This is a genomic window from Aequorivita sp. IT1282, assembly GCF_058068205.1.
Map to the genome: position 1 here is coordinate 224,586 of NZ_JBYRHR010000002.1, position 22,371 is coordinate 246,956.

General features: G+C 36.7%; 22 protein-coding genes. 4 read left to right on the forward strand and 18 right to left on the reverse strand.

From position 1 onward, the window contains the following. Window positions 1–5 precede the first annotated feature (5 nt). Window positions 6–2,261: an FUSC family protein gene (locus AC3RVG_RS04900; protein ID WP_489690326.1), complete on the reverse strand. Its 2,256-nt coding sequence runs from the start codon at window positions 2,259–2,261 to the stop codon at window positions 6–8. Between the two features lie 172 nt (window positions 2,262–2,433). On the opposite strand from AC3RVG_RS04900, the gene AC3RVG_RS04905 reads away from it, so the two are divergent. Further along, on the forward strand, window positions 2,434–3,429 hold the full coding sequence (locus tag AC3RVG_RS04905; RefSeq protein WP_489690327.1) for an NADP-dependent oxidoreductase: 996 nt from the start codon (window positions 2,434–2,436) through the stop codon (window positions 3,427–3,429). 1 nt (window position 3,430) lies between these two features. Here the strand turns inward: AC3RVG_RS04905 and AC3RVG_RS04910 are convergent, their stop codons facing one another. The 5 genes from AC3RVG_RS04910 to AC3RVG_RS04930 form a co-directional block, all read right to left on the reverse strand. Continuing rightward, complete coding sequence (locus tag AC3RVG_RS04910) at window positions 3,431–4,378, reverse strand: ABC transporter ATP-binding protein (protein WP_489690328.1); 948 nt, start codon at window positions 4,376–4,378, stop codon at window positions 3,431–3,433. An 11-nt stretch (window positions 4,379–4,389) separates the two neighbouring features. Then, window positions 4,390–4,785 carry a hypothetical protein gene (locus tag AC3RVG_RS04915; RefSeq protein ID WP_489690329.1) on the reverse strand — a complete coding sequence of 132 codons (396 nt, stop codon included), beginning with the start codon at window positions 4,783–4,785 and terminating at the stop codon, window positions 4,390–4,392. Between the two features lie 2 nt (window positions 4,786–4,787). Then, the gene (locus AC3RVG_RS04920; protein ID WP_489690330.1) at window positions 4,788–4,952 is read right to left on the reverse strand and encodes a hypothetical protein; all 165 of its coding nucleotides are present in this window, start codon (window positions 4,950–4,952) and stop codon (window positions 4,788–4,790) included. Between the two features lie 117 nt (window positions 4,953–5,069). After that, window positions 5,070–6,089: a phenylalanine--tRNA ligase subunit alpha gene (pheS, locus tag AC3RVG_RS04925; RefSeq protein WP_489690331.1), complete on the reverse strand. Its 1,020-nt coding sequence runs from the start codon at window positions 6,087–6,089 to the stop codon at window positions 5,070–5,072. A 60-nt stretch (window positions 6,090–6,149) separates the two neighbouring features. Continuing rightward, window positions 6,150–6,506 (reverse strand): hypothetical protein, encoded by a 357-nt coding sequence (locus tag AC3RVG_RS04930; RefSeq protein WP_489690332.1) that lies wholly within the window; start codon window positions 6,504–6,506, stop codon window positions 6,150–6,152. A gap of 103 nt (window positions 6,507–6,609) precedes the next feature. On the opposite strand from AC3RVG_RS04930, the gene AC3RVG_RS04935 reads away from it, so the two are divergent. Further along, on the forward strand, window positions 6,610–7,164 hold the full coding sequence (locus AC3RVG_RS04935; protein ID WP_489690333.1) for a CvpA family protein: 555 nt from the start codon (window positions 6,610–6,612) through the stop codon (window positions 7,162–7,164). A gap of 7 nt (window positions 7,165–7,171) precedes the next feature. On the opposite strand, the gene AC3RVG_RS04940 is transcribed toward AC3RVG_RS04935, so the two are convergent. The 12 genes from AC3RVG_RS04940 to AC3RVG_RS04995 form a co-directional block, all read right to left on the reverse strand. Further along, window positions 7,172–9,022: a SulP family inorganic anion transporter gene (locus AC3RVG_RS04940; protein WP_489690334.1), complete on the reverse strand. Its 1,851-nt coding sequence runs from the start codon at window positions 9,020–9,022 to the stop codon at window positions 7,172–7,174. Window positions 9,023–9,077: 55 nt separating this feature from the next. Beyond that, window positions 9,078–9,710 carry a carbonate dehydratase gene (gene can, locus AC3RVG_RS04945; protein WP_489690335.1) on the reverse strand — a complete coding sequence of 211 codons (633 nt, stop codon included), beginning with the start codon at window positions 9,708–9,710 and terminating at the stop codon, window positions 9,078–9,080. Between the two features lie 123 nt (window positions 9,711–9,833). Continuing rightward, entirely contained in the window at window positions 9,834–10,127 is a 294-nt protein-coding gene (locus AC3RVG_RS04950) for a hypothetical protein (RefSeq protein WP_489690336.1), read from the reverse strand. A 67-nt stretch (window positions 10,128–10,194) separates the two neighbouring features. After that, on the reverse strand, window positions 10,195–10,944 hold the full coding sequence (locus AC3RVG_RS04955) for a tetratricopeptide repeat protein (RefSeq protein ID WP_489690337.1): 750 nt from the start codon (window positions 10,942–10,944) through the stop codon (window positions 10,195–10,197). Between the two features lie 11 nt (window positions 10,945–10,955). Beyond that, window positions 10,956–12,725, reverse strand: coding sequence for a BatD family protein (locus AC3RVG_RS04960; RefSeq protein WP_489690338.1), 1,770 nt, complete (start codon window positions 12,723–12,725; stop codon window positions 10,956–10,958). Between the two features lie 3 nt (window positions 12,726–12,728). After that, window positions 12,729–13,595, reverse strand: coding sequence for a tetratricopeptide repeat protein (locus tag AC3RVG_RS04965; RefSeq protein ID WP_489690339.1), 867 nt, complete (start codon window positions 13,593–13,595; stop codon window positions 12,729–12,731). A 44-nt stretch (window positions 13,596–13,639) separates the two neighbouring features. Continuing rightward, entirely contained in the window at window positions 13,640–14,680 is a 1,041-nt protein-coding gene (locus tag AC3RVG_RS04970; RefSeq protein WP_489690340.1) for a vWA domain-containing protein, read from the reverse strand. Window positions 14,681–14,682: 2 nt separating this feature from the next. After that, the gene (locus AC3RVG_RS04975) at window positions 14,683–15,687 is read right to left on the reverse strand and encodes a vWA domain-containing protein (protein ID WP_489690341.1); all 1,005 of its coding nucleotides are present in this window, start codon (window positions 15,685–15,687) and stop codon (window positions 14,683–14,685) included. Then, window positions 15,677–17,347, reverse strand: coding sequence for a DUF4381 domain-containing protein (locus AC3RVG_RS04980; RefSeq protein ID WP_489690342.1), 1,671 nt, complete (start codon window positions 17,345–17,347; stop codon window positions 15,677–15,679). Before AC3RVG_RS04980 ends, AC3RVG_RS04975 begins: the two co-directional genes overlap by 11 nt. 7 nt (window positions 17,348–17,354) lie before the next feature. Further along, the gene (locus AC3RVG_RS04985) at window positions 17,355–18,218 is read right to left on the reverse strand and encodes a DUF58 domain-containing protein (RefSeq protein ID WP_489690343.1); all 864 of its coding nucleotides are present in this window, start codon (window positions 18,216–18,218) and stop codon (window positions 17,355–17,357) included. A gap of 94 nt (window positions 18,219–18,312) precedes the next feature. Then, window positions 18,313–19,317, reverse strand: a complete 1,005-nt coding sequence (locus AC3RVG_RS04990; protein WP_489690344.1) for an AAA family ATPase — start codon at window positions 19,315–19,317, stop codon at window positions 18,313–18,315. A gap of 154 nt (window positions 19,318–19,471) precedes the next feature. Continuing rightward, a complete protein-coding gene (locus AC3RVG_RS04995; protein WP_489690345.1) occupies window positions 19,472–20,251 on the reverse strand; it encodes a DUF4382 domain-containing protein in 780 nt (259 codons plus the stop codon). Window positions 20,252–20,391: 140 nt separating this feature from the next. Here AC3RVG_RS04995 and AC3RVG_RS05000 point away from each other — a divergent pair, with 140 nt between their 5' ends. Together AC3RVG_RS05000 and AC3RVG_RS05005 are read left to right on the forward strand one after the other, a co-directional pair. Next, window positions 20,392–21,147: an SDR family NAD(P)-dependent oxidoreductase gene (locus AC3RVG_RS05000; protein WP_489690346.1), complete on the forward strand. Its 756-nt coding sequence runs from the start codon at window positions 20,392–20,394 to the stop codon at window positions 21,145–21,147. Between the two features lie 86 nt (window positions 21,148–21,233). Continuing rightward, window positions 21,234–22,370: an ATP-binding protein gene (locus AC3RVG_RS05005; protein WP_489690347.1), complete on the forward strand. Its 1,137-nt coding sequence runs from the start codon at window positions 21,234–21,236 to the stop codon at window positions 22,368–22,370. Window position 22,371 lies beyond the last annotated feature (1 nt).

A 22,371-nucleotide genomic window follows, 5' to 3' on the forward strand; every position in this document is an offset into this window, starting at 1 on the left:
TGTTTTTAAAATTCCGTTTCTCGTAAAAGTTTTGGCATTTTTTCACTCATAGATAGTAACCATTTTAATTGTTCGCGAACCAAATGTGCTTCTTCAATTTTTGAATGAAACCCTTCTGTTTTGGATGCTTTTTCTTCGTCCGAAAATATAAGACTTTGTCCAAAAGTAGCATCAAAAAGATCTTCAGATGATGAAGTTATTTCGTTTTCTTCCGAGTTATATTTAGTAGGATTACTCGCTATTTCTTCAGTCAAAATTCTTTCCGCCTCCTCCAAATTTTGAATTATTCTTTCAGAAACCTTTTCAAAATTCTTGGAAGCAGGTGTCGTTGGGTTGTTCAAAATATAGACACTTAAAGAAGCCATTGACGATAAAAAAGTGTGGTTTAGCACAGCAATTTCGTAAACTTTGTCTAGATTTTTCTGCTTAGATTTCGGCTCTTGCGTCATCCTTTGAAAGGCGGCGCTGAGATTAGACAATTCCAAAAAAGCCTTTTTTCGAGCTAATTTATATTCCCCAGGAACAGTACCTTTTTTTGTATAAAAGTTTATGATTTCTTCCAAATAAATTCTATTGGCTTTAATGGTTTCCAACAAGGTTTTTTGCATACCCTGAATTTCCCAGGCAGGCCAAAGAAATAAGTTTCCGAGAGTCGCTAATCCAGTTCCAATTAACGTATCCATCACCCTAAACTGAATTACATTGAAAATATCTGGCCGTATTAGCGCATAAATAAAAACGACACTCAGCGTAATAAAAGTAGCTCCAGCTTTGTAATTGCGTTGTATCATTGAAAACGCAATAACCAATGTGGTGATGGCCAGAATGCCGTAAACGGTAGTATTTTGAGTTAGAAATACAATACCTACCGCCAATGCACCGCCAATTAAAGTTCCAATAGTTCTTTCTTTGGAACGTGTTTTTGTAAGCCCAAAAGTTGGGCGCATAATTACAATTAGCGTAAGTAAAATCCAATACGGATTTTGTACTGCAAACAACATACCTACGCCGTAACCTATCATTGTCATAACAGCTAACCGCAACGAATGTTTAAAAATAGGGGAGCGGAGATTGAAGTTTTCTACGAGTATTTCAAAATCGTAATTTTGTTTGGTTAAAAATCTTCGAGAATCTTCTTTTTTAAGCAATGATAGCTCTCGTTGTGCGGGGTTTTGCAACAACCATTCAATTTTCTCAATCTTTTTAATTTGCTCTTTTTGATATTTGAAAAGATTTTTGAGAAGCAACAAATTTTCGTCAAAAGTTTCGTTTGAAGAGGAAGTATATTCTGAAATATCCTTTCTAATCTTTTTTTGAAACTCTTCTATTGTAGTGTTTTTCCGAAGTCTTTTAGGGGTGGAAATATTATCTGCAATAACATTCAATCTGTTACTCATTGCAAAAAGTAAACCTTGAAAATCTGCCAACTGCTCTGGTTTCTTTTCGAAAAACTCATCGGTTTTGGAATAGTTAACGGGATTCGCCATTGCAAGTTCCAACATATCTACTAACTGCACAAAAATGAGCAATCGCTTGCCTTCATAATCACTTTTACCAGAACCTTTTCGGCTTGCAATTAAAATATCGCGCAGCGTTTCGTGAATAGTGGTTAACTCGGTTTGGGTGTTTAACAATTTCTTTAAAAGGTCTGTCCGGTCGTTGATTTCAGCAACTAATTCGCCTCGAGTTTTTAAATATTCTGCTGTAAGTTTCAGCGTTTTTGAAAGATAATATTCTGTAGGTGCCTTCGGAAAAATAAAATGCCACAACAAGGCTAATGAAGCATACCAAACTCCACCAATACCAACGAGCAACATTCTTTCATAAGGCTCCATTCCGCCAGAAACGGTTGAAAAACTTAACACCAAAGCAAAAAGACCTGAGAAACTTATAAGCGAGGCACGAAAACCATAGATTGAAATATAGGAAATAGAGAACATTAAAAACCCTAAAATCGGGAATAGCAACCAAAGCGAAAGATGCAGATATCCTCCCACCAAACTCACAATCATTGCCAATAAAGTAGCAAATAAAATACCTGTTATTTTATGGCGTATACTACCGCTAACATCGCTTGGTGATGATAGCAAAGCCCCAACCGTAATGGTAATACCAATATGTAGTGCATCAAGTTTTACACCAGCAACAATAGGAAGTGTTAGCGCAATTCCTAAAAGTATGGCTTTTGAAAAATCGGTACTTTTAAAGAACTCCGAAAGGTCCTTTATAGATGTGGCTACTATGTTTTTTGAAAGTTTCAATTAATGGTTTTTCAGAACGCGCAAAGATATCGTCTATATAAGCGAAGTTCGTTAATCTTTTCAGAAATGTAAGTTTGTTATTCTTTTATTAAATAAGTGGAAGCGGTGTTGCCGATGCTTTTATTAGCTTTAACTTTAGGAAACTTTATTTTAAATTTTAAAATCAATTCTGATGAACAAAATAATTTTGCTGAAAAATCGCCCAAAAGGAAAACCTTCACTCAATGATTTTGAGTTTTCCGAAGAAGAAAAACCACAACCCCAAGAAGGCGAAATATTACTTAAAATGAAATATGTTTCTGTAGATCCATATTTACGCGGAAGAATGCGCGACGAAAAATCGTACATAGCACCTTTTGAAGTTGGTAAACCTTTGGAATCTGGCATTATTGCTGAAGTTGTAGAATCAAGCAATAAGAATTTTAAAAAGGGAGATTTTGTAAATGGAATGCTTCAATTGAAACAATTTCAAACTTCTAACGGAACTGGACTAAACAAAGTTGATCGCGAAAAAGCACCGCTAAAAGCGTATTTGGGCGTTTTGGGGTTAACTGGTCTGACAGCTTATTTAGGTTTAGAAAAAATAGGAAAACTACAAAAAGGAGAAACACTTTTAGTCTCTGGCGCGGCGGGTGCCGTTGGTAGCGTTGTAGGCCAAATAGGAAAAATAAAAGGTTGCCGTGTTGTGGGAATTGCAGGCACCGAAGAAAAAATTGATCGCCTTCAAGAAAAATTCAGCTTTGACGCGGGGATAAATTATAAAACCACGGATAATATGAAAAAAGCGATTGCAGCGGCTTGTCCCGATGGCGTTGATGTTTATTTCGATAACGTGGGTGGCGAAATTCTGGATGCAGCTTTAGCAAATATGAACAAGTACGGCCGTGTAATAAACTGTGGCGCGATTTCACTTTACAATAAAACTGAAACTCCAACGGGTCCACGAGTTGAAACTACGCTAATTAAAAAAAGTGTTTTAATGCAAGGCTTTACGGTACGCGATTTTGTAAAAGATTTTGGCCCCGCCCAAAAACAACTTGCCACATGGATGGAAGAAGATAAACTCAACTATTTGGAAACAGTTGTGGAAGGTTTTGAAAATATTCCACAAGCGTTTATTGACCTGTTTGATGGAAAAAATAAAGGAAAGATGATAGTTGTAGTTTAAGCTAAACAGAGATTTTAAGCCAAAACGATTCTCCGCTTTTAACGAGATGTGAATTATTAAAAAAGATAGTTTTGTTATTAAAATCACTTTCAATTAAATAATAACTTCCTTTAAAATAGCATTTTTTTACAGATACATTAAGCCTAGTTTTTTCCTCAGAAATTTCTAATTGGTGTGGAAAAATAACAACTTCTTCGGAAGTATTTGCGGAGGAAAAGATGTTTTTTGGAAGCAGATTCGCTTCACCGAAAAAACCGGCTTGATATTCAGTTGAAACATTTTCGTAAATATATTGTGGTGTTCCGAACATTTCCTCGGTTCCGTTTTTCAGCATTATAATAGTGTCAGAAAATGCCAAAGCCTCTTCGCTGTCGTGAGTTGCGGTTACGCAGCTGATTTTATTTTCTTTTAAATAACTGAAAATTTTTCGCTGTAATTTATTTTTTCTGAAAGTATCAATATTGCTGAATGGCTCATCCAACAAAAGAATTTTGGGTTCGTTTGCTAGCGCTTTCGCCAAGGCTACGCGTTGTTTTTGTCCGCCGCTTAAATTTTTCACCAATGTGTTTTTGAAAGTTTCCATTTCAACAACTTCCAGAAGTTCGTCTATTCTTCTTTCATCTTTTTCTTCATCCAATTTTGAAAGATGCGAACCAAGATTTTCGGCAACGGTTGTAAACGGCATAATATTGAATTCTTGCGATACGAGCTTCATAAATGGCTCACCCGGAATAAGTGTTTTGGTGGGTCCGAATAGCTTCTTTTCGTTGTAATAAATACTTCCATTTTCTAAATGAAGTAGGCCGTAAACAAGATGTAAAAGTGTAGATTTTCCGCAGCCGCTTTCACCGAGAATGCTGAGGTGCTCGCCAGGATTTAAAGTAAAAGCGATATTCTTTAAAATGGTTTTTTCGGAATATGAAAAGGAATCGATTTCAACTTTTAGCATTTCGTGAAATTTTATTTTGCCAAAATTCCTTTGCTTTCCATAACGGGTAAAGCAACTACGTTTTCTTCAGAAATACTGTTGGGTTCAAAGATAAATTTTCGTTCGTAGAGCTTATTTTCGGCAAAGAAAGTAACCAAATATTCGTTGGTAAAACCAAAAACTTCTTCGGGAATCAATTCTACTTTCACTGATGTTTTTGGCTGCAAATCTCCTAAGCCATGACGCAATGTTGAGGTTTTTCTGTCGTCACTTTTTCCACGAGACATAACTAATACGGTAGAAATTTCGTCTTCACGGTCGTTAACAAAATAAATATTCCATTGCTGTCCGGTAAAATCTTTATCCCATTCCTTTACTGCAACAATGTGAATGTTTTCGGCTTTAGGAATTTCAATATCTTTTTTCATAATTAATCATCAATTTTCCACATAATCCATACCGCCATCAGTGCAATTGCCGCAACGCCCAGCAAAATAGAACCAATTATAATTTTGATGGCTGCAATTATAAAAGTAAGATAAGCAAAAGCTAAACCTACAATTACGAGTAGGGCGATAACGAGGTATTTTTTCATAGCGTACGTTTTAAAATAATTAAATTTTTAACTAACACACCTTTGGTTTATTATGAGCAATGAGCCTCTTTCGTCCGCAATAGCTTGCAGTAGATTTGACCCATTTCTCATCGCATATTATAGTTCACTTTTAAACTGTTCTAAAAAGCGAACGTCATTTTCAGCAAACATTCTGATATCTGGAATTTGGTGTAAAAGCATGGCAATTCTGTCTATACCCATTCCAAATGCGAAGCCAGAATAGATTTCTGGATCGATACCGCAATTTTTTAAAACGTTAGGATCTACCATTCCACAACCCATAATTTCTAGCCATCCCGTGCCTTTGGTCATTTTGTAATCAGTTTCGGTTTCCAGACCCCAATAAACATCTACTTCGGCACTTGGTTCCGTAAACGGGAAATAGGATGGACGCAATCGTATTTTAGATTTTCCAAACATTTCAGTAGTGAAATATTGCAGCGTTTGCTTTAAATCTGCGAAGCTTACACCTTTGTCTACATATAAACCTTCCACTTGGTGGAAAAAACAGTGTGAGCGTGCTGAAATAGCTTCATTTCTATAAACGCGACCCGGTGAAATTGTACGGATGGGCGGTTTGTTATTTTCCATATACCGAACCTGCACAGACGAAGTATGCGTGCGCAACAAAACATCTGGATCTGTTTGTACAAAAAACGTATCCTGCATATCGCGGGCAGGGTGATATTCGGGCAGATTTAATGCCGTAAAATTATGCCAGTCGTCTTCAATTTCTGGTCCTTCCGAAACATTGAAACCGATACGTAAAAAGATATCGATTATTTTGTTTTTTACGATGGAAATAGGGTGACGAGAGCCCAATGGGATCACTTCGCCCGGACGGGAAAGATCGCCATAAACGCCTTTAGATTCAGTTTTACTTTCTAAGGCGTCTTTAAGCAAATCTACTTTTTCCTGAGCTGCGTTTTTAAGCGTGTTTATTACTTGTCCAAACTCTTTTTTCTGTTCGTTTGGCACGTTTTTAAACTCTGCAAAAAAGTCGTTTAAGATTCCTTTTTTACCCAAATATTTTATGCGGAAGTTTTCTATTTCTTCTTTACTAATTGAAGAAAATGCTTGTACTTCGGTTATGTGATTTTTTATTGTTTCTATCATTTCAATATATTTTGGCTACAAAATCACCAATTACTTATTTTTATAAAACTTATGGTTGTATTATATTATAACCTCTTTCTCCACAAAATAATGTACAATCGCTTCTTTCATTAAAACGCTTTGTTCGCCAGCTTTTAATGGTGGCAATTGTTCTAAAACGTGGTAATGCGGCCAGCCTTCTTCGTCAACATAGTCAAATTGATAGTAGCCGTAAGGCTCTAGCACTCGGCATATGGCAATGTGCATTAAGTTTAATTTTTCGTCTTTTTTAAATTTTCGGTGTAATTGACCCAATTCCTGCAAACCAATTAAATAGATAATTGCGTCCAAATCTAAAACATCACCATCTGCAAAGCGGTTGCTCAGTAGTTTTACCACAGCTTCCCATTGTATCTTTAATTGTTCGTCGCGTGCCATTTTTTATAAATAAATTAGTCTGCAAAGATACATTTTACAATTCTGAATTGTGAATACAGAATTCAGAATTTGAAAATGGTATATTTATGAAAAATTTTAAACCATGAATACTATAGATATCGTTCTCGGAGTAATTTTAATCATCGCTTTTTTCCTTGGTTTCCGGAAGGGGCTGTTACGATCATTTGCTTCGTTAATAGGCCTTGTTGTTGGCGTTTACTGCGCCATGTTTTTTTCAGATTATGTGCGAGTTTATATTGAAAGATGGTTTGATTGGAGCGAAGATTTAACTAGTATCGCTTCCTTTTTAATCACTTTTTTCATAATAATGTTCGTCTTTGGGTTATTGGGAAGGCTTTTAACCAAAGTGGCGGACTTTGCAATGCTGGGTATTTTCAATAAAATTTTTGGTGGAATTTTTAATTTGCTGAAATATGCATTTTTGCTAAGCGTGGTTTTTATGTTTGTAAACGCATCAGAAAATTATAGAATCCTTAGTGAAGAGAAACGAGATTCCTCTATACTTTATACGCCGGTGGCAGCTATTGCGCCAACTTTATTACCCACAATAATGAAGGAAGTAAATGATCTAAATATTGAAGATGTAGAATTTACTCCTGAAAAAAGCCCCGCCGAAACGGAGCTTCCTTCTGAGTAAAATTAGCCTAAACTATATTTTTCACATTATCGCGTGCATAAGTAATCGCTTCTTTAAAGTCTTTAAAAATAAGTTCTTTAGGAACCAAATCTGGAATAATATCTATCTTCTCCATCATTACACGCGGTTGTGCCTGTAGGTCTTCAAAAATAGGTGTAATTCCTCTTTTTGAAATATTCATCAGCACTTCCTCCATTGCATAAAGCCCAGATTGATCTATATATGTGGTTTTACCCAATCGTATTATTACGTGGGTTGCAGTATCAGGAATTTGATTTGCCAATTGCTGAAAATCTGAAGTATAACCAAAGAATAACGGACCTTCCAAACGCTTAATAAAAACTTCTTCTTTAAGTTTTTCAGGAAAATTCATTTCGTCGCTCCAGGCCATTGAAAGTTCGTCAGAACTTTTTAAAGGCATAACTTTAGAATGGTCGGCAGTAAGGTCTCCAATCTTTTTCATAAAAATTATAGCGGCCAAAATTAAACCTATTCCTACGGCATAAACCAAGTTCCAAAACACGGAAAGTAGTAATACCACAATCATAATAGTAACTTCAGCTTTCTGCATTTTTGGAATTGCTTTTAAGCCTTTGTAATCCATTACCCCAATACCAACGGTTATTAAAATTCCTGCGAGTACAGCCGCTGGAATTTGCGATGCCACGGGCCCTAAAGCCAACAGTATCACTAACAATAGCAATGCTGCAATCATTCCCGAAAGTTTTGTTGTTCCTCCAGATTTTATATTCACTACAGTACGGATAGTTGCACCAGCTCCTGGAATTCCACCAAATATTGCAGCTACACTATTCCCTATTCCCTGACCCATTAATTCACGGTTTGGGTTGTGTTTTGTTTTGGTCATATTGTCTGCAACCACAGAGGTTAAAAGCGAATCAATACTACCCAAGAACGCTAGCGTTAGTGCTGTAAATACATAGGGTGAAATTTGCCCGAACTGAAATTGACTGAACATATCTAAATTTGGAATTGGGAAACCACCCGGAATTTGATCAATTGGTTGGTAATCTAGTTTCAACAAATACGCCCCGACGGAAACCACAAGTAGCGCCACCAATGTACTGGGTACTTTTGTGGTAATTCTTTTGAAACCGTAAATGATAAAAATTGTTAGCGAAGCCAAAATGAATTCCAACCAATTAATGTTTGCAATTGCTCGCGGAAGGGCCGTAATTGCTCCAGCTACACCAGAATTTTCCGCCTTTGCGAGTGTCTTAGATTCTTGAAGAATTTCTTCTTCGGTAATCTGTTCAGACCTGCTTATAGTTTCTCTAAAATCCTCGAGAACCAAGATGCCTTCACCAGCTTCATCTTGCAGAATTTTATTCATCATTACTTCTTCGGCCTTAGGTTTAAAGGTTTCAATAAATGCAGTGTCTTCTTCAGTATAATAACCTAACACTGGCAACAATTGAGTGATTAAAATAATTACACCAATTGCCGTCATAAATCCTGAAACCACTGGGTAGGGAATGTATTTTATATACTTCCCAACGCCTGTTATTCCCAACAAAACCTGCATTAAACCCGCCATGAGGAAAACAAGTAAAATGTAAGGTATCGCTTTTTCTACATCGCCATTGTTTGCAGCAATAATACCGGCAATCATGACCATGGAGACAGCTGTCATTGGGGCTGTAGGTCCGGAAATTTGAGTGTTGGTTCCGCCAAAAAGTGAAGCAAAAAAACCAATAAAAATTGCGCCGTATAAACCTGCATCAGGCCCAAGTCCTGATTGAACACCAAACGCAAGTGCTAGTGGTAAAGCAACAATACCGGCAGTAATTCCACCAAATAGGTTACCCCGAAAATTAGAAAATATATTTTTAGTCATAGCTATTTAATTAAAAGTTAATCTAAAATGGATGCGTTACAAACTTTAGGAAATCCTAAAAATTTAACTGATATACTTTATCCAGTTCAGAGTCATTGCTCACATTTACCCCTAGATCTTTAATCAATCCAGAATCGAGACCGTATACCCAACCGTGCAGATATAGCTCTTGATTATTGTGCCACGCATTCTGAACAATAGACGTTTTTGCAAGATCAAAAACTTGCTCTTTTACATTTACTTCCACAAAGCGATCAAATCGCGCTACTTCATCATTAATTCCATCCAGTTCATCTTTATGAAGTCTGTAAACATCTTTTATGTGCCTAAGCCAATTGTCTATTAACCCAATAGATTGGTTCTGCATTGCAGCTTTTACGCCACCGCAACCATAATGACCACAAACAATTACGTGTTTTACTTTTAGGGCATTAACAGCATAATCTAGAACGCTTAACATATTCATATCTGTATGCACAACCATATTTGCTATGTTGCGTTGCACAAACACTTCGCCTGGCTGAGCGCCAATAATTTCGTTTGCAGGCACGCGGCTATCTGCACAACCAATCCACAGTACTGGCGGACTCTGGCCTTTTGCAAGATTTGTAAAATAATTTGGGTCAAGATCTAATTTGCTTGCTACCCAATTTTTGTTGTTTTCTATAAGTGTATCGTATAATTTCATCTGAATATTTTTTTAAATTGATAGGGATTTTTTCCAAAATCAAGAAAATTGACAAGGTTATCCAGTTGCTTTACGCAATGGATTTTTTTTGGAAAAATAAAATAAGGGTGTTTTTGGAAAGTATTAAACCATTCGCGGAGGTGGCGAAGTAACGTCTAAAAAGACTTTGGAATAATTATCAATTTGAAAACCGTCTAGGTTTCTCTGTTTTTTCAGAAATTCTAAGCTGTCGTAATTAGATTGAAGTTTTTCAGTATCGAAAACAAAATTACTCTTCGGCATTTTGTTTGAATTCTCTTCTTCATTCATTGAAAAAAAGGTCGAGTAATCATTTTGATTACCCGAAATACTAATAATAGCAGGCGTTACAAGAAAACTTGTAAATATTATTAAAAGAAAAATACTGATTAATCTCAATCGCGATTTTTTAGAAAAAGCAAAAATAGCAGAATTCACTCAATTTCCTGTTAAGTAAATACTAATTCTAAAGTTGTTTTAGGTCTGTAGCGGGAATCCAACCATCTTTTCCGTCTGCTAAAGTAATTCTATACCAGTTTCCATCCTGTGTCAAAATTTGAACCTTAGTGCCTTCGTGAAGCGTGAAAGCCACATTGCTTCCCATAGATGGTTCGGTTTTAACTTCAATTTCTGAAGCAAAAATAATTGCTGGTTGCTTTTTGGAAGAATCGCCATAAGTTAAAAATGCCATTGTTAACGAGGCAACTAAAAAGATCCCGATAAACATAGAACTGGCAAATAGTAAACGTTTTCTTCTTTCGGTAAAAGCGAAATAGTAAAAAAGAAATAAAGCCACGAAAAATATTGAAAAAGCAACCGCCAAAATAGCCCAGCCATTAAAAGTAAAAACCCCAGCAATGCTTTTGTACCACTTTGAAAAAACTGTTTTTGGCAGTGGTTCAATAGAATCTATTCGTGCATTTTCGGCAAAAGCAAGATTATTTTGTATGTCTTGGTCGTTTGGTGAAAGCTGTAGCGCTTTTTCATAATAATAAACACTTGGTCCAATGTGGTTCAGTTTATACTGCGCATTTCCTAGGTTATAATACAGTTCGGCAGAATGTTCGCCTTTGTCTAAAATTTGCATCCAAGCATTGATTGCTTGTTGATATTTTCCGTTTTTATACAGCTCTTTTCCTTGGTCGAAAAGGTTATGGTTTTGAGCAATACTCGAGAAGGAAATGAGTAAAATTAATATGTACAGCAGCTTTTTCATCTTCTTCGTTTTTACTGTATTTGTTTGTCAATGTTTGAAATCACTTCAACTGCTTTAGAATAATCTTGTTGCACAGTAGCTTCAGACGAAGATGCGTAGCGTGCAAATTCACAGCTTTTCAGTAAATCCACAAAATTTTCAACAACTGAAGTCTCCACATTGCGTTCGAGCAACATTTTTGAAATAAGACTCTTTTCCATTTCTGAAGTTTCAATATTCAATTTCGCTTTCAAATAATTGTGAAGCGCGCGTTCCATAGATTCGTAAAATGCAACTGGATTTGAAATATTTCGTTTTGCCTCTGAAAGGAATTTTTTTGCAAGTTTATTTGCGCGACGAAGTTTGTTTCCTTCCAAATCGTTTAAACGTGCTTTTCGTTTTTTACCCGCAAGTATAAAAAGCGGAATCAACAAAAAGGGACCGCCTAAAAGTGACCAAAATAAGGGAGATTTAAAGAAACTTTGCTGCGCAATTGGCTGCAAATTTGCATTTAGTTTTATGTATTTAAAGTTGTCTTTTGAAAAAACAACTTCCTTTTTCGTGTCGTTTATATTGTTAGTAGGGTTTGAAGATATTGGCCCGTTTTCAACTTCAATCGTAAACTCTTTTGAAATTATGGTTCTATATTTTTCAGTCTTTGGATCGAAAAACGAAAAGGTAATCGGGTTAACTGGGTAGGTGCCTTTAAACTGCGGCACGATAGTATACGAGTCCATAATGGAGCCTTGCATTCCGCCAGTGGTAATATTTACACTTTCACTGTGCTCCGGCTCATAAACTTCCAGTGTGCTGGGAAGTTTTATAGTGGGAGCAGTAAATAATTTTAAATTACCTTTTCCTGAAACTTTCACATCAAGTTGCAACGATTCGTTTGCGTTGAGTGTTGTTTTGTTTGTAATTATATTAAAAGTGAAATCGCCAACTGCGCCATTGAAGCCATCAGGTTTTCCTTCTAAAGGATGCGGTTTTACATTAATAGTGCGCTTTCCGGCCGAAATGGTTTTATTAACACGTTCCATTACTCTGCGGCCAAAAATGTCGCGACGATTGCCTTGAACGTCTATTGGAACATCCAGCGTGAGTGGTTCTATTTCTAACTCGCCAGTTTTTTGCGGATAAAGTACTGTCGTTCTTAAAACCACAAAGCGATAATCTTCGCCATTGTATTTGCCTTCGGAAACTTTAAAATTATTTTGATTATCTATATTTTGGCTCCAGAAGTCAGCGTATTTTGGAGTGTCAATCTCACGCCATTGGCTCGTTATGCTCACGTCGTGTGAAACGTATAATTTGTAAGTTACAGTAAGTGCTTCATTTAAATACGGACTAGCGTTAGAGATTTCTGCTACTAAATGTACGTTTTCACTAGCTACATATTCTGCATTATTGCCGTCTTTCGGAACTTCTACGGCGGCAGTTACTTGCACTTCAATTGGGAGTGTTTTGTAGGTTTCGCCATTTATTTCAATAGTGGCTTGGTCAATAGTAATATTTCCGCGGGTTTGTGGAGATAAAAAGTAAGAATATGTTTTTGAAAAGCTTCTTTTACCATTTATCCAAGAATTGCTAATAGATTGGTTTGGGCCGCCTACAACGCGAAAACCCTCAAAACTTGGCGGTCTAAAATTGTCGCCATCTTGGTTCATTTCAAAATCTACTCGCAAACGTTCGTTTATTCCGAGTCTCTTTTTGCTCACTTTGGCATCAAACTGAATCTGAGCCGTGGCGGTCAAACCGCACAGTACAAATACTAATAGGAATAAAAAATTCTTCGTCTTCATAATCTACCAATCTTTATCCGATTGCACTTTCGCACCTTTCTGCTTTTCAGCATTTATCTTATCCTGCGTTTTTTTCTCTTCGTTATTCATTGCCTCTAAAAGGCTTTTTACTTGTTGAGGCGAAAGTTGTCCTGGCACTGGTTGTTGCTGCTGTGGCTTATCGCCTTCTTCGTCTTTTGGCTTGTCAGGCTTACCTTGGTCTTTATCTTTATCGCCTTCTTTTTTATCTTCTTTTTGGTCGCCCTTGTCTTTATCTTCCTTTTCGTCGCCCTTGTCGCCTTCTTTATTTTTATTGTCTTGGTTTTGATCTTTTTTATCCTGATCCTTTTTATCGTCCTTATCCTTCTCGTCTTTTTTGTCGTCTTGTGGTGGTGGCGGATTTTTATCCAACATATCTTTCGCTAACGCCAAATTATAACGAGTTTCGTCATCATTTGGATTGTTGCGAAGTGCATTTTTATAACTCTCTACGGCTTCGGTATATTTTTTTTCATTCATATACGTATTCCCCAAATTATGAAAAGCTTTATGCTTTTCATTTTTGCTAGCTGCAGTAGAGGCAGCTTGTTTAAAACGTAGCATAGCCTCAGCATTTTTTTGCTTTCCGTAGTAAGCGGTTCCTAAATTGTATTTAGCGGTTTCGCTTTTCGGGTTTAAAGAAATAGCTTTCCGATAATCTGCTTCTGCCGTAGGAAATTTATCCTCCATAAGCGACTGTTGAGCTTCGCTCATAAAATTCTGTGCGGCTTTCAATTCCTTGTTTTGCTCTTTGGGTAGTTGCGCAAAACTGGAAACGGAAACCAGCAACACTACCAATAATATGGTTTTGTTGATTATAAAATTAATATTTTTTACTTCTGAAATTTTCATTGCTTCATTAATCAATCAATAAACCTGTCAGGTTTAGATTCTGTTTATTTTTTCGCCTCATTAAATAAATTCAACTTTTTTAGCCAGGCGGTTTTTCTCTCTAATAGGAAAACATCTAATACTAACAAAAACAATGCCCCAGCAAGGAACCATTGAAATTGATCCTTAAAATCGGTAAATTGCTTTGCCTCAATTTCTTTTTTGTCCATTCCATTTAAAATGGCTTTTACTTGATCTACAACAGCTTTAGTATTCGCGCCGTTAAGATACTCACCATTAGTTGTTTTTGCAATCTCTTTAAGAGTTTCTTCACCTAAACGGCTTACAACTTGTTCGTTATTTTGGTCGCGAAGGTAATATTGAAGCACACCATTCTTTTTAATGGGAATGGGACCACCTTCTAATGATCCTACACCAATTGTAAATATTCTGATACCTTTTTCTGAAGCTTCATCGGCAATTCTGGTAATGTTGCCTCCGTGGTCTTCTCCGTCTGAAACTAGAAACATAACGCGATTGGTCTGACTTTCATCGTCATAAAATGTCTGCGCCATTTCTATTGCTTGATTAATAGCCGTTCCTTGCGAAGAAACCATATCTGTATTCATCCCGTTTAAGAACAGTTTTGCCGATGCAAAATCTGTGGTAATTGGAACCTGCGGAAAAGCGCTACCAGCATAACCAATTATACCAACTCTATCGCCAGCAAGACTATTAATTATTTGGGTGATGAGTTGTTTAGATTTATCCAAACGGTTTGGTGCAATATCTTCAACAAGCATACTTTTTGAAACATCCAACGCAAAAACAATATCGACACCTTCACGTTTTACGGTTTCTATTTTGGTTCCAATTTTTGGATTTACTAATGCAAAACTTAAGCAAGCAATTGCCAAACAAAGAACCAAAACTTTTAAAACAGCTTTGAAGAATGAACGATCGGGACTCAATTTTTTCAGCAGTTCCTTATCTACAAATCGTTTTTGAACCGTTTTTTTCCAAACCAAAACCGCGAGAAATAGTACCACTATCACCGGAATGGCGAAAAGAACATAGAAATATATGGGTTGTTCGAATTGGTACATTTTTAAATAAATCCTTTAAATATTGTGGTTCGCAGTAAAAATTCAAATGCAGTCAAAATCAAAGCGAAAATTGCCCAAGGGCGAAACATTTCGTTATAATTTGTGTATTTAAACTCTTCGATGTCAGTTTTTTCAAGCTTATTTATTTCTTCATAAATCTGCTCTAATTTTGTATTGCTAGTCGCGCGGAAATATTGTCCGCCAGTTTTTTTGGCAATTTCCTGAAGCAATGCTTCATCAATTTCAACTTGCACATTTCCGTATTGAAAACCTCCGTCGGGACGAATTCCTATTGGCGACATTGCCATTCCATTACTTCCAAGACCGATTGTGTAAACTTTTATGCCAAATTCAACCGCAAGTTCGCTTGCTATTTTTGGATCGATAAACCCTGAATTGTTTACTCCGTCTGTTAATAATATAATTACTTTACTTTTTGCCCGACTGTCTTTTAAACGGTTTACCGCCGTTGCCAATCCTGAACCAATTGCCGTTCCACCTTCAATAACAGTGTTGTAAGACATACTTTTTAATGAAGACAAAACAATGGTTTTATCGCTGGTTAAAGGTGTACGGGTATAACTTTCTCCCGCATATTCAACCAAGCCAATACGATCGTTTGGCCGGCTGTTTATAAAACGCGCCGCAACGGTTTTTAAAGCTTCCAGACGGTTTGGCTTTAAGTCGCGAGCTAGCATACTTGCCGAAAGGTCCATCGCCATGACAATATCTATTCCGCGAGTGGTTTTTGTTTTTGTGGTTTCGTCAACAGTTCTAGGTCTAGCCATTGCGATAATTAATGCCGAAAGAGCCAAAAGGCGCAGTGCAAAAAGCAGTGGTTTTATTTTTGCTAGCCAGTTTTTTCCAGATTTAAAGCCGCTAACGCTTGATATTTTTAGAGAAGCAGATTGCTGTTTCCGCTTCCATAAATACCAAAGCACAAGCGCCGGAAGTATAAGAAACAACCAGAACAACTGCGGATTTACAAATTCAAAATTACTGCCCATCTTTCTTTTCTGAAATTTCAAGCTCTATGGAAGCTTCAATTCTTTTTAATATTTCTTCGGCGTATTTACCGTCATTTTGATACACGATCAAAACTTCCTGCAAACCATTTTCTTGTGCGAAAAGCAACAATTCATACGTGCTTTTCTCTTTCAAAATATTTTTATCTGAAACTTGTACGTTGAATTCGCCGTAAGCTTTTAATCCTTTTATACCTTTTTCAGTTTCGAAATCGTCGCGTTTTACAATCATGTTTTTAGCGCCACTTTGTTCTAAATCGTCCAAAACAGCATCCAGCGCGGTATCCAAAGCAATGTCTTGTTTCTGGCTAAACTGCATTGTAGTAATCATAATGTAAAGTGGCGAATTCATTTCGCCGTAAGTGAAAATATCTCTTCCGCTCACCGCACTTTTAGAAGCATCTGTAACCGGCACTTCCACTCTTAATAGAACTTCGGGAGTTTCCAAAATCACGGCAGGATTTCCATATTCACTTTTAATCCATCTTCCTTCTGCAAGTTCGCGGAGCTCGTTTCCTAATACTTTATCTTTTAGATTATCGAAACCAGTAACTGCACCGTAGATAGCTCCCGCCAAAATAACAGCTGCCACGATGCCCGAAATACCCAAAATCCATTTTCTGCGTTTGCGTCTTTTACGAAGTTTTTCAAGGTATTCTTGATTTTTCAAAAGCTCTTCTTCGGTAGGCTCCGGAACAGCTTCGTGGGTTTCGTTAATGATTTCCTCAATGGTATTTCTATCCACTTCGGCTTGCCCAGATTCTTGATTCATTTTAGCAAATTTCACCAAATCGGCACGTTTAAAAATTGAATCTAGCTTTCGAATTGTTTCCAAATCAAAGTCAAAACTTCCAGCGTCTTTGTGCATCATTAAACGCGAAATAAGCTCATCACTGGTACTTTCCTGTGCCGCTTCATCTACCTCGCGATCTAAATAACGTTTTACAATTTCTGTTAGATTGCTATAATATTCTTTGCTTTTATTTTCACTTAGAAGTTGGCTGTTATCTAAAGATTTCAGCGCGACAATCGCTTCTTCGTATGGCGGCAATTGCTTTTCTGCGGCGTCTCTACGTTTTTTTCTTTGGAATAAATAAATGGCAATCCCAACAATTAAAAGAAGTGGCAGCAACCAATACAGAAGCAACAACCAATTAAACGGAGGACCATTTACTTCAACCGAAGGTTTTATGTCGAACATTTTCTGCTTGGTGGTATCAACAATAACATCTTTCACTTCTACATAAATTGAATCGGTTAAAAACGGTTTGTTATTGATGAAAATACGCTGCGGCGGAATGGTGTATTTGCCACTGTCAAACTGCGTTAATCCGTATTTTTTAATGAGGCGATATTTTGCGCCTTCAAAAGTTGTATCTGTTTTATAGGACTCAATCATTTCCAATGGCGCAAAAGTTTGCTCTTCTGGAAATACTACTATGTCGGTTGAATCTATTTGTACGTTTATGGTGTAAAGAATTTCTTCACCAATTTTAATTTTTGTTGAATCAACCGAAGAAGTTACTTGAGCGGTTGCGATGAAAGAGAAAAGAGAGAAGAACAGAGAAAATAGAAAATAGCGGTTGCCCTGAAAATTTAAATTTCTGTTGTTCAAATTAATATATTGTCTAAAATCTAACATCTAAAATTTAGCGTCTTTTAAAATAACCCAATAATTTTTTCACATAACTTTCGTCAACTCTACTACTTAAAGCACCTGCGCCACTTTTTGTAAAGGCTTCGGTGAAATAATCTACACGTTCGCGGTGATAGCTATAATATTGATTTCGCACACTTTTTGATCCTGTGTTTACCAATAAAAGCTCTCCTGTTTCTTGATCTTGCATTTGCACCATTCCTAAATTTGGGATGTTTTCTTCTGCCTTGTCGTAAACCCTGATTCCCGTAACATCGTGTTTTCTTGCGGCAATCTTCAAAGTATCTCGGTAATTGTCTGCTATAAAATCTGAAAGCACAAAAACGATTGCTTTCTTTTTCATTACGCCGCTTAAAAACTTAAGTGCGTTTGCGATATCTGTTTTGTTGCTTTTTGGTTTGAATTCAATCAATTCGCGAATAATTCGGAGTACGTGCGATTTTCCTTTTTTCGGTGGAATATATAATTCAATTTCATCTGAAAAAAGAATCAATCCTGTTTTGTCATTATTCTGCATTGCTGAAAAAGCGAGCGTTGCAGCTATTTCAGTAATAATTTCATTTTTAAATTGTTCCTGCGTTCCAAAAAATTCGGAACCGCTAATGTCTACCATCAGCATTAAAGTTAGTTCGCGCTCTTCTTCAAAAACTTTTATAAAAGGTTCGTTATAGCGGGCGGTAACGTTCCAATCAATATTTCGAACATCGTCACCAAATTGGTATTGGCGCACTTCGCTAAACGTCATCCCGCGACCTTTAAAAGTACTGTGATACTCGCCACCAAACACGTGATCGCTCAAGCGTCGCGTTTTGATCTCGATTTTACGTACTTTTTTAAGAAGTTCCTTTGTATCCATTTCTTTGTAGTAGCCAGTTGGCAGTTACAGTTAGCAGTGTAGGCGCGTAATAAAATATTTACTGCCTACTGCCACTGAACACTGCATACTCTTTTTACGGTACTTCAATTACATTAACAATCTTGTTAATAATGTCTTCGGAAGTAATATTTTCAGCTTCGGCTTCGTAAGTAATTCCAATTCTGTGGCGAAGTACATCGTGAACGATTGCGCGAACATCTTCGGGAACCACATAACCACGACGGCGGATAAAGGCATAGCATTTAGCAGCAATTGCAAGGTTGATACTTCCACGAGGGGAAGCTCCAAAATTGATAAGTGGTTTTAAGTCTGCAAGGCCATAATTTTCAGGATTCCTTGTGGCGAAAATGATATCGAGAATGTACTTTTCAATCTTTTCGTCCATATAAACTTCGCGAACAGAAGCTTGTGCTCTTAAAATTTGTTCGACCGTTGCAACGGGATTAATTTGTTCATAATCGCCTTTTAGGTTTTGACGAATAATTAATTGTTCTTCGTCAATTTTAGGGTATTTTATTACCGTTTTCAACATAAAACGGTCAACCTGGGCTTCGGGCAGCGGATAAGTTCCTTCTTGCTCAATTGGGTTTTGTGTTGCCATTACCAAAAATGGCTTATCTAGTTTAAAAGTAGTTTCGCCGATAGTAACCTGCTTTTCCTGCATCGCCTCTAAAAGAGCCGATTGCACTTTTGCGGGAGCACGGTTAATTTCATCAGCAAGTACAAAGTTGGCGAAGATGGGACCTTTTTTAATGCTGAAGTCATTCACCTTCATATTATAAATCATCGTTCCCACAACATCTGCCGGAAGCAAATCTGGTGTAAATTGTATACGACTAAAAGATCCGTGAACCGCTTTTGCAAGCGTGTTGATTGCCAGTGTTTTTGCTAGTCCAGGAACACCTTCTAAAAGGATGTGTCCTTGGCCCAAAAGACCTATCATTAGCCGCTCCACCATGTGTTTTTGGCCTACGATTACTTTGTTCATTTCCATTGAAAGAACGTCCACAAAGGCACTTTCCCTTTCAATTTTTTCATTTAATGCCCCGATATCAAAGGTCGAATTTGTATTTTCCATACTGTATTTAGATTCAATGTAGAATGCCTATTAAAAAGACGGTGCAAATTGAAAATTTATTGATTAAAAGCCTGTTAACAATTGGTTAAAATAAAAGAGAGGAAAACATTAAGTTTTCCTCTCTTTAAAAATGTATTATTTTGAAATTTTACGGTTATAAATTAATTTCGCCCATACTTGTTACTTCACCTTGAACAACTGTAACATTATCAACAACCAATGGGGGAATTCCCAAACTTAAATCTGCTTGAACTGTTACGGTATAAACTCCGTTTGGTACTCCGCTTAGCAGAAAATTACCCTGAAGATTCATATAAGTTGAAATTTCAAGAGGTCCATTAACCGCTGTAACCATGGTTAACATTCCGGCAGGAAGCACATTTCCAGAAATGGCACCACTTTCAGCAACAGTGCTTGCTCTAATTACTGGCTTTAGGCTATACTCTCCGTTTCCTTGTGAAACAATAGATTTGTCAACATCAAAATCGAGCATGAATTCATATAAAATTCCAGCTTCGAGATTTTCATTTACCTGAATTTTTAAACCAGATTGTTGCGCACTTGGGGTTGCAAGAGGTAAGGTTTGTCCATCTACTACTATAGTGTTTTCTTCACCTAAAATCAAACGAATTTGGCTAATGTTTCCAGCGGGAACTTCATCATTAAATAATAGTACATTAACACCTGCGGTTAACTCTAATAGATCGTAAACACCAGCATTAATGCCTAGAACAACATCGTCTTGGCCGTTATTATATTTTATTACCACTTCTTCAACATCAATGAAGACAGCATCATAATCGCCAGGAGCGTCTGTCAAGCGAATTGACAATTTTGCATTTCCTTCACTATTATTGGAATCATCATCACTACTGCAGGATGCAAATCCTACAAATACTAATGCAATTAAACTTAATTTTAATAGGGATTTCATATTTATGTTTTTAGAATTAGTTTTACAAACATATTGTCTCGGCTTTGGAGTTTTATGTCTGTTAGGTATTATTAACCTATATATTAACAGAATTTAACCTTCTAAAGAATTCATAAATGTACTTTTAGAAAAAACTTAAAATGCAAAATAAAACGGCTTTTATTACTGGATCAACCTCTGGAATTGGAATGGCAACTGCAAAACTTTTCGCCAAAAACGGAGTAAAATTAATTCTCTGCGGAAGAAGGGAAGAACGATTAAAAAAGCTTTCAGATGAACTTTCAACGATGACGGAAGTTCACACTTTAAGTTTTGACGTTCGTAATAAAGAAGAAGTATTTTCAGCGATACAATCACTTCCGAAGAATTTTTCAGACATAGATATTTTAATAAATAATGCCGGTAATGCCCATGGAATGGATGCTATTGACGAAGGAAATACCGACGATTGGGATGCGATGATCGATATTAATGTGAAGGGTTTGCTGTATGTTAGCAAAGCAATTATTTCGAAAATGATTGAACGCAAAAGCGGCCACATCATAAACATTGGCAGCACAGCTGGAAAAGAAGTTTATCCGAAAGGCAATGTTTACTGCGCCAGCAAACACGCCGTGGATGCAATTAACCAAGGAATGCGAATTGACTTAAACGGAAAAGGAATAAAAGTTGGTGCCATAAATCCAGGTTTGGTTGAAACAGAATTTAGCGAAGTGCGTTTTAAAGGTGATAGCGACCGAGCCGAAAAAGTGTACCAAGGTTTTACACCTTTGAAACCCGAAGATATTGCAGATATTATTTGGTTTGCCGTTACACGACCACCACACGTAAATATTGCAGATTTAACGGTTATGTGTTTGGATCAGGCAAGTAGTACGATTGTGAATAAAAATTAATTTAATCATTCTTTGCAGGGTTTCATTCTCTGAAAAGGATTTAAAATATTGCAGTTTGGGAAGAGATTCCCGTCTGCGCGGGAATTATGATCAACAAACGACTACTCATAAAAAACCTACTCGCCCATAACGACGAGAGTAGTTTCTATGATAAAAAGCGAAAAATTGATCTTGGCAACAAAGAAGGAAAAGCGAAGTTTTTGAAACATATTTGTGCGCTTAGCAATAGCAATCCCGCGAATAACTCCTTTATTGTTGTGGGTGTTGAGGATGAAACTAATGAAATTAGAGGTGTAGATTTTTTTGACGATAGCAAAATTCAAAATCTGGTGAACGCCTATCTTACTAATGCGCCGTTGATTATTTATGAAAACGTGGCGTTTCCAAATTTGCCTTTAGATAAAGTGGTGGGATTGGTTACAATTAGACCCAATGGAAAAATAACTTCGTTGCGCAAAAATATTTGGAAGTATTGGGGTGGCTCTATTTTTCTTCGCGATGGTAGCATTTCTATGCCGAAAGATTTCGATATTGAAATTAAAGATGTCAATTCACAGATTGTAAAATCTATCGAAAACGCCGCCAAGAATAATATTGAACTTACATTGGACGGCGTAATGGATTTTATAAACTATCGGCATAAAGATTTGGATAGCCATTATAAGGTTTTCAAAGAACAGTTTGTTGTTTGTTGGGCTGGAAATCTTAAGCGGATGAAAAATAACAGTTACTATTCTCGTGTGGATATTGAGCTTATTAACGAGCAGGTGCGCCTTTTTTATTCGGCTTTAGATGAAGTGAGCATTGAGTTTACCGATGATTATTTTAGAACGGTTGAATATGTGCATTTGGGGTTGAATGAACAATTTAAATATTATCCGTTGGAAGAGGTGACTATTCATTTTCAAGAAAACGGTTCGTATCAAATGGATTCAAAACTTATTTTTGAAGCTCCTAAATTCAATAAAAAAACACTTTTTCATATTTATAATGCGAATAATGCCGTGCTGGAAAAATTGAAAAAGAATATTCCGCTGAACGCTTCCGAAGAAAAGGATTTGCGAAACCTTCCGTCAACGTACCTTATTTGTTATTTAAACGATTTTGAAGATGCCAAAGATAAATTGCAGGAAGCAAAAGAATATTTAAGAGATTACCACGAGGGAGCGTATCAGCTTACGAAGGAATCACTTCGTATTTTGAGAAAAGTTAGTTATAATTAAA

Coding starts and splice junctions, on each gene's coding strand:
- AC3RVG_RS04970 (WP_489690340.1), bottom strand. CDS start 14,680: ATGTACCAATTCGAACAACCCATATATTTCTATGTTCTTTTCGCCATT.
- AC3RVG_RS04915 (WP_489690329.1), bottom strand. CDS start 4,785: ATGAAAAAAGATATTGAAATTCCTAAAGCCGAAAACATTCACATTGTT.
- AC3RVG_RS04955 (WP_489690337.1), bottom strand. CDS start 10,944: ATGAAAAAGCTGCTGTACATATTAATTTTACTCATTTCCTTCTCGAGT.
- AC3RVG_RS04920 (WP_489690330.1), bottom strand. CDS start 4,952: ATGAAAAAATACCTCGTTATCGCCCTACTCGTAATTGTAGGTTTAGCT.
- AC3RVG_RS05000 (WP_489690346.1), top strand. CDS start 20,392: ATGCAAAATAAAACGGCTTTTATTACTGGATCAACCTCTGGAATTGGA.
- AC3RVG_RS04995 (WP_489690345.1), bottom strand. CDS start 20,251: ATGAAATCCCTATTAAAATTAAGTTTAATTGCATTAGTATTTGTAGGA.
- AC3RVG_RS04965 (WP_489690339.1), bottom strand. CDS start 13,595: ATGAAAATTTCAGAAGTAAAAAATATTAATTTTATAATCAACAAAACC.
- can (WP_489690335.1), bottom strand. CDS start 9,710: ATGAAATTATACGATACACTTATAGAAAACAACAAAAATTGGGTAGCA.
- pheS (WP_489690331.1), bottom strand. CDS start 6,089: ATGATAGAAACAATAAAAAATCACATAACCGAAGTACAAGCATTTTCT.
- AC3RVG_RS04960 (WP_489690338.1), bottom strand. CDS start 12,725: ATGAAGACGAAGAATTTTTTATTCCTATTAGTATTTGTACTGTGCGGT.
- AC3RVG_RS04905 (WP_489690327.1), top strand. CDS start 2,434: ATGAACAAAATAATTTTGCTGAAAAATCGCCCAAAAGGAAAACCTTCA.
- AC3RVG_RS04980 (WP_489690342.1), bottom strand. CDS start 17,347: ATGTTAGATTTTAGACAATATATTAATTTGAACAACAGAAATTTAAAT.
- AC3RVG_RS04975 (WP_489690341.1), bottom strand. CDS start 15,687: ATGGGCAGTAATTTTGAATTTGTAAATCCGCAGTTGTTCTGGTTGTTT.
- AC3RVG_RS04935 (WP_489690333.1), top strand. CDS start 6,610: ATGAATACTATAGATATCGTTCTCGGAGTAATTTTAATCATCGCTTTT.
- AC3RVG_RS04930 (WP_489690332.1), bottom strand. CDS start 6,506: ATGGCACGCGACGAACAATTAAAGATACAATGGGAAGCTGTGGTAAAA.
- AC3RVG_RS04985 (WP_489690343.1), bottom strand. CDS start 18,218: ATGGATACAAAGGAACTTCTTAAAAAAGTACGTAAAATCGAGATCAAA.
- AC3RVG_RS05005 (WP_489690347.1), top strand. CDS start 21,234: ATGATCAACAAACGACTACTCATAAAAAACCTACTCGCCCATAACGAC.
- AC3RVG_RS04990 (WP_489690344.1), bottom strand. CDS start 19,317: ATGGAAAATACAAATTCGACCTTTGATATCGGGGCATTAAATGAAAAA.
- AC3RVG_RS04940 (WP_489690334.1), bottom strand. CDS start 9,022: ATGACTAAAAATATATTTTCTAATTTTCGGGGTAACCTATTTGGTGGA.
- AC3RVG_RS04910 (WP_489690328.1), bottom strand. CDS start 4,378: ATGCTAAAAGTTGAAATCGATTCCTTTTCATATTCCGAAAAAACCATT.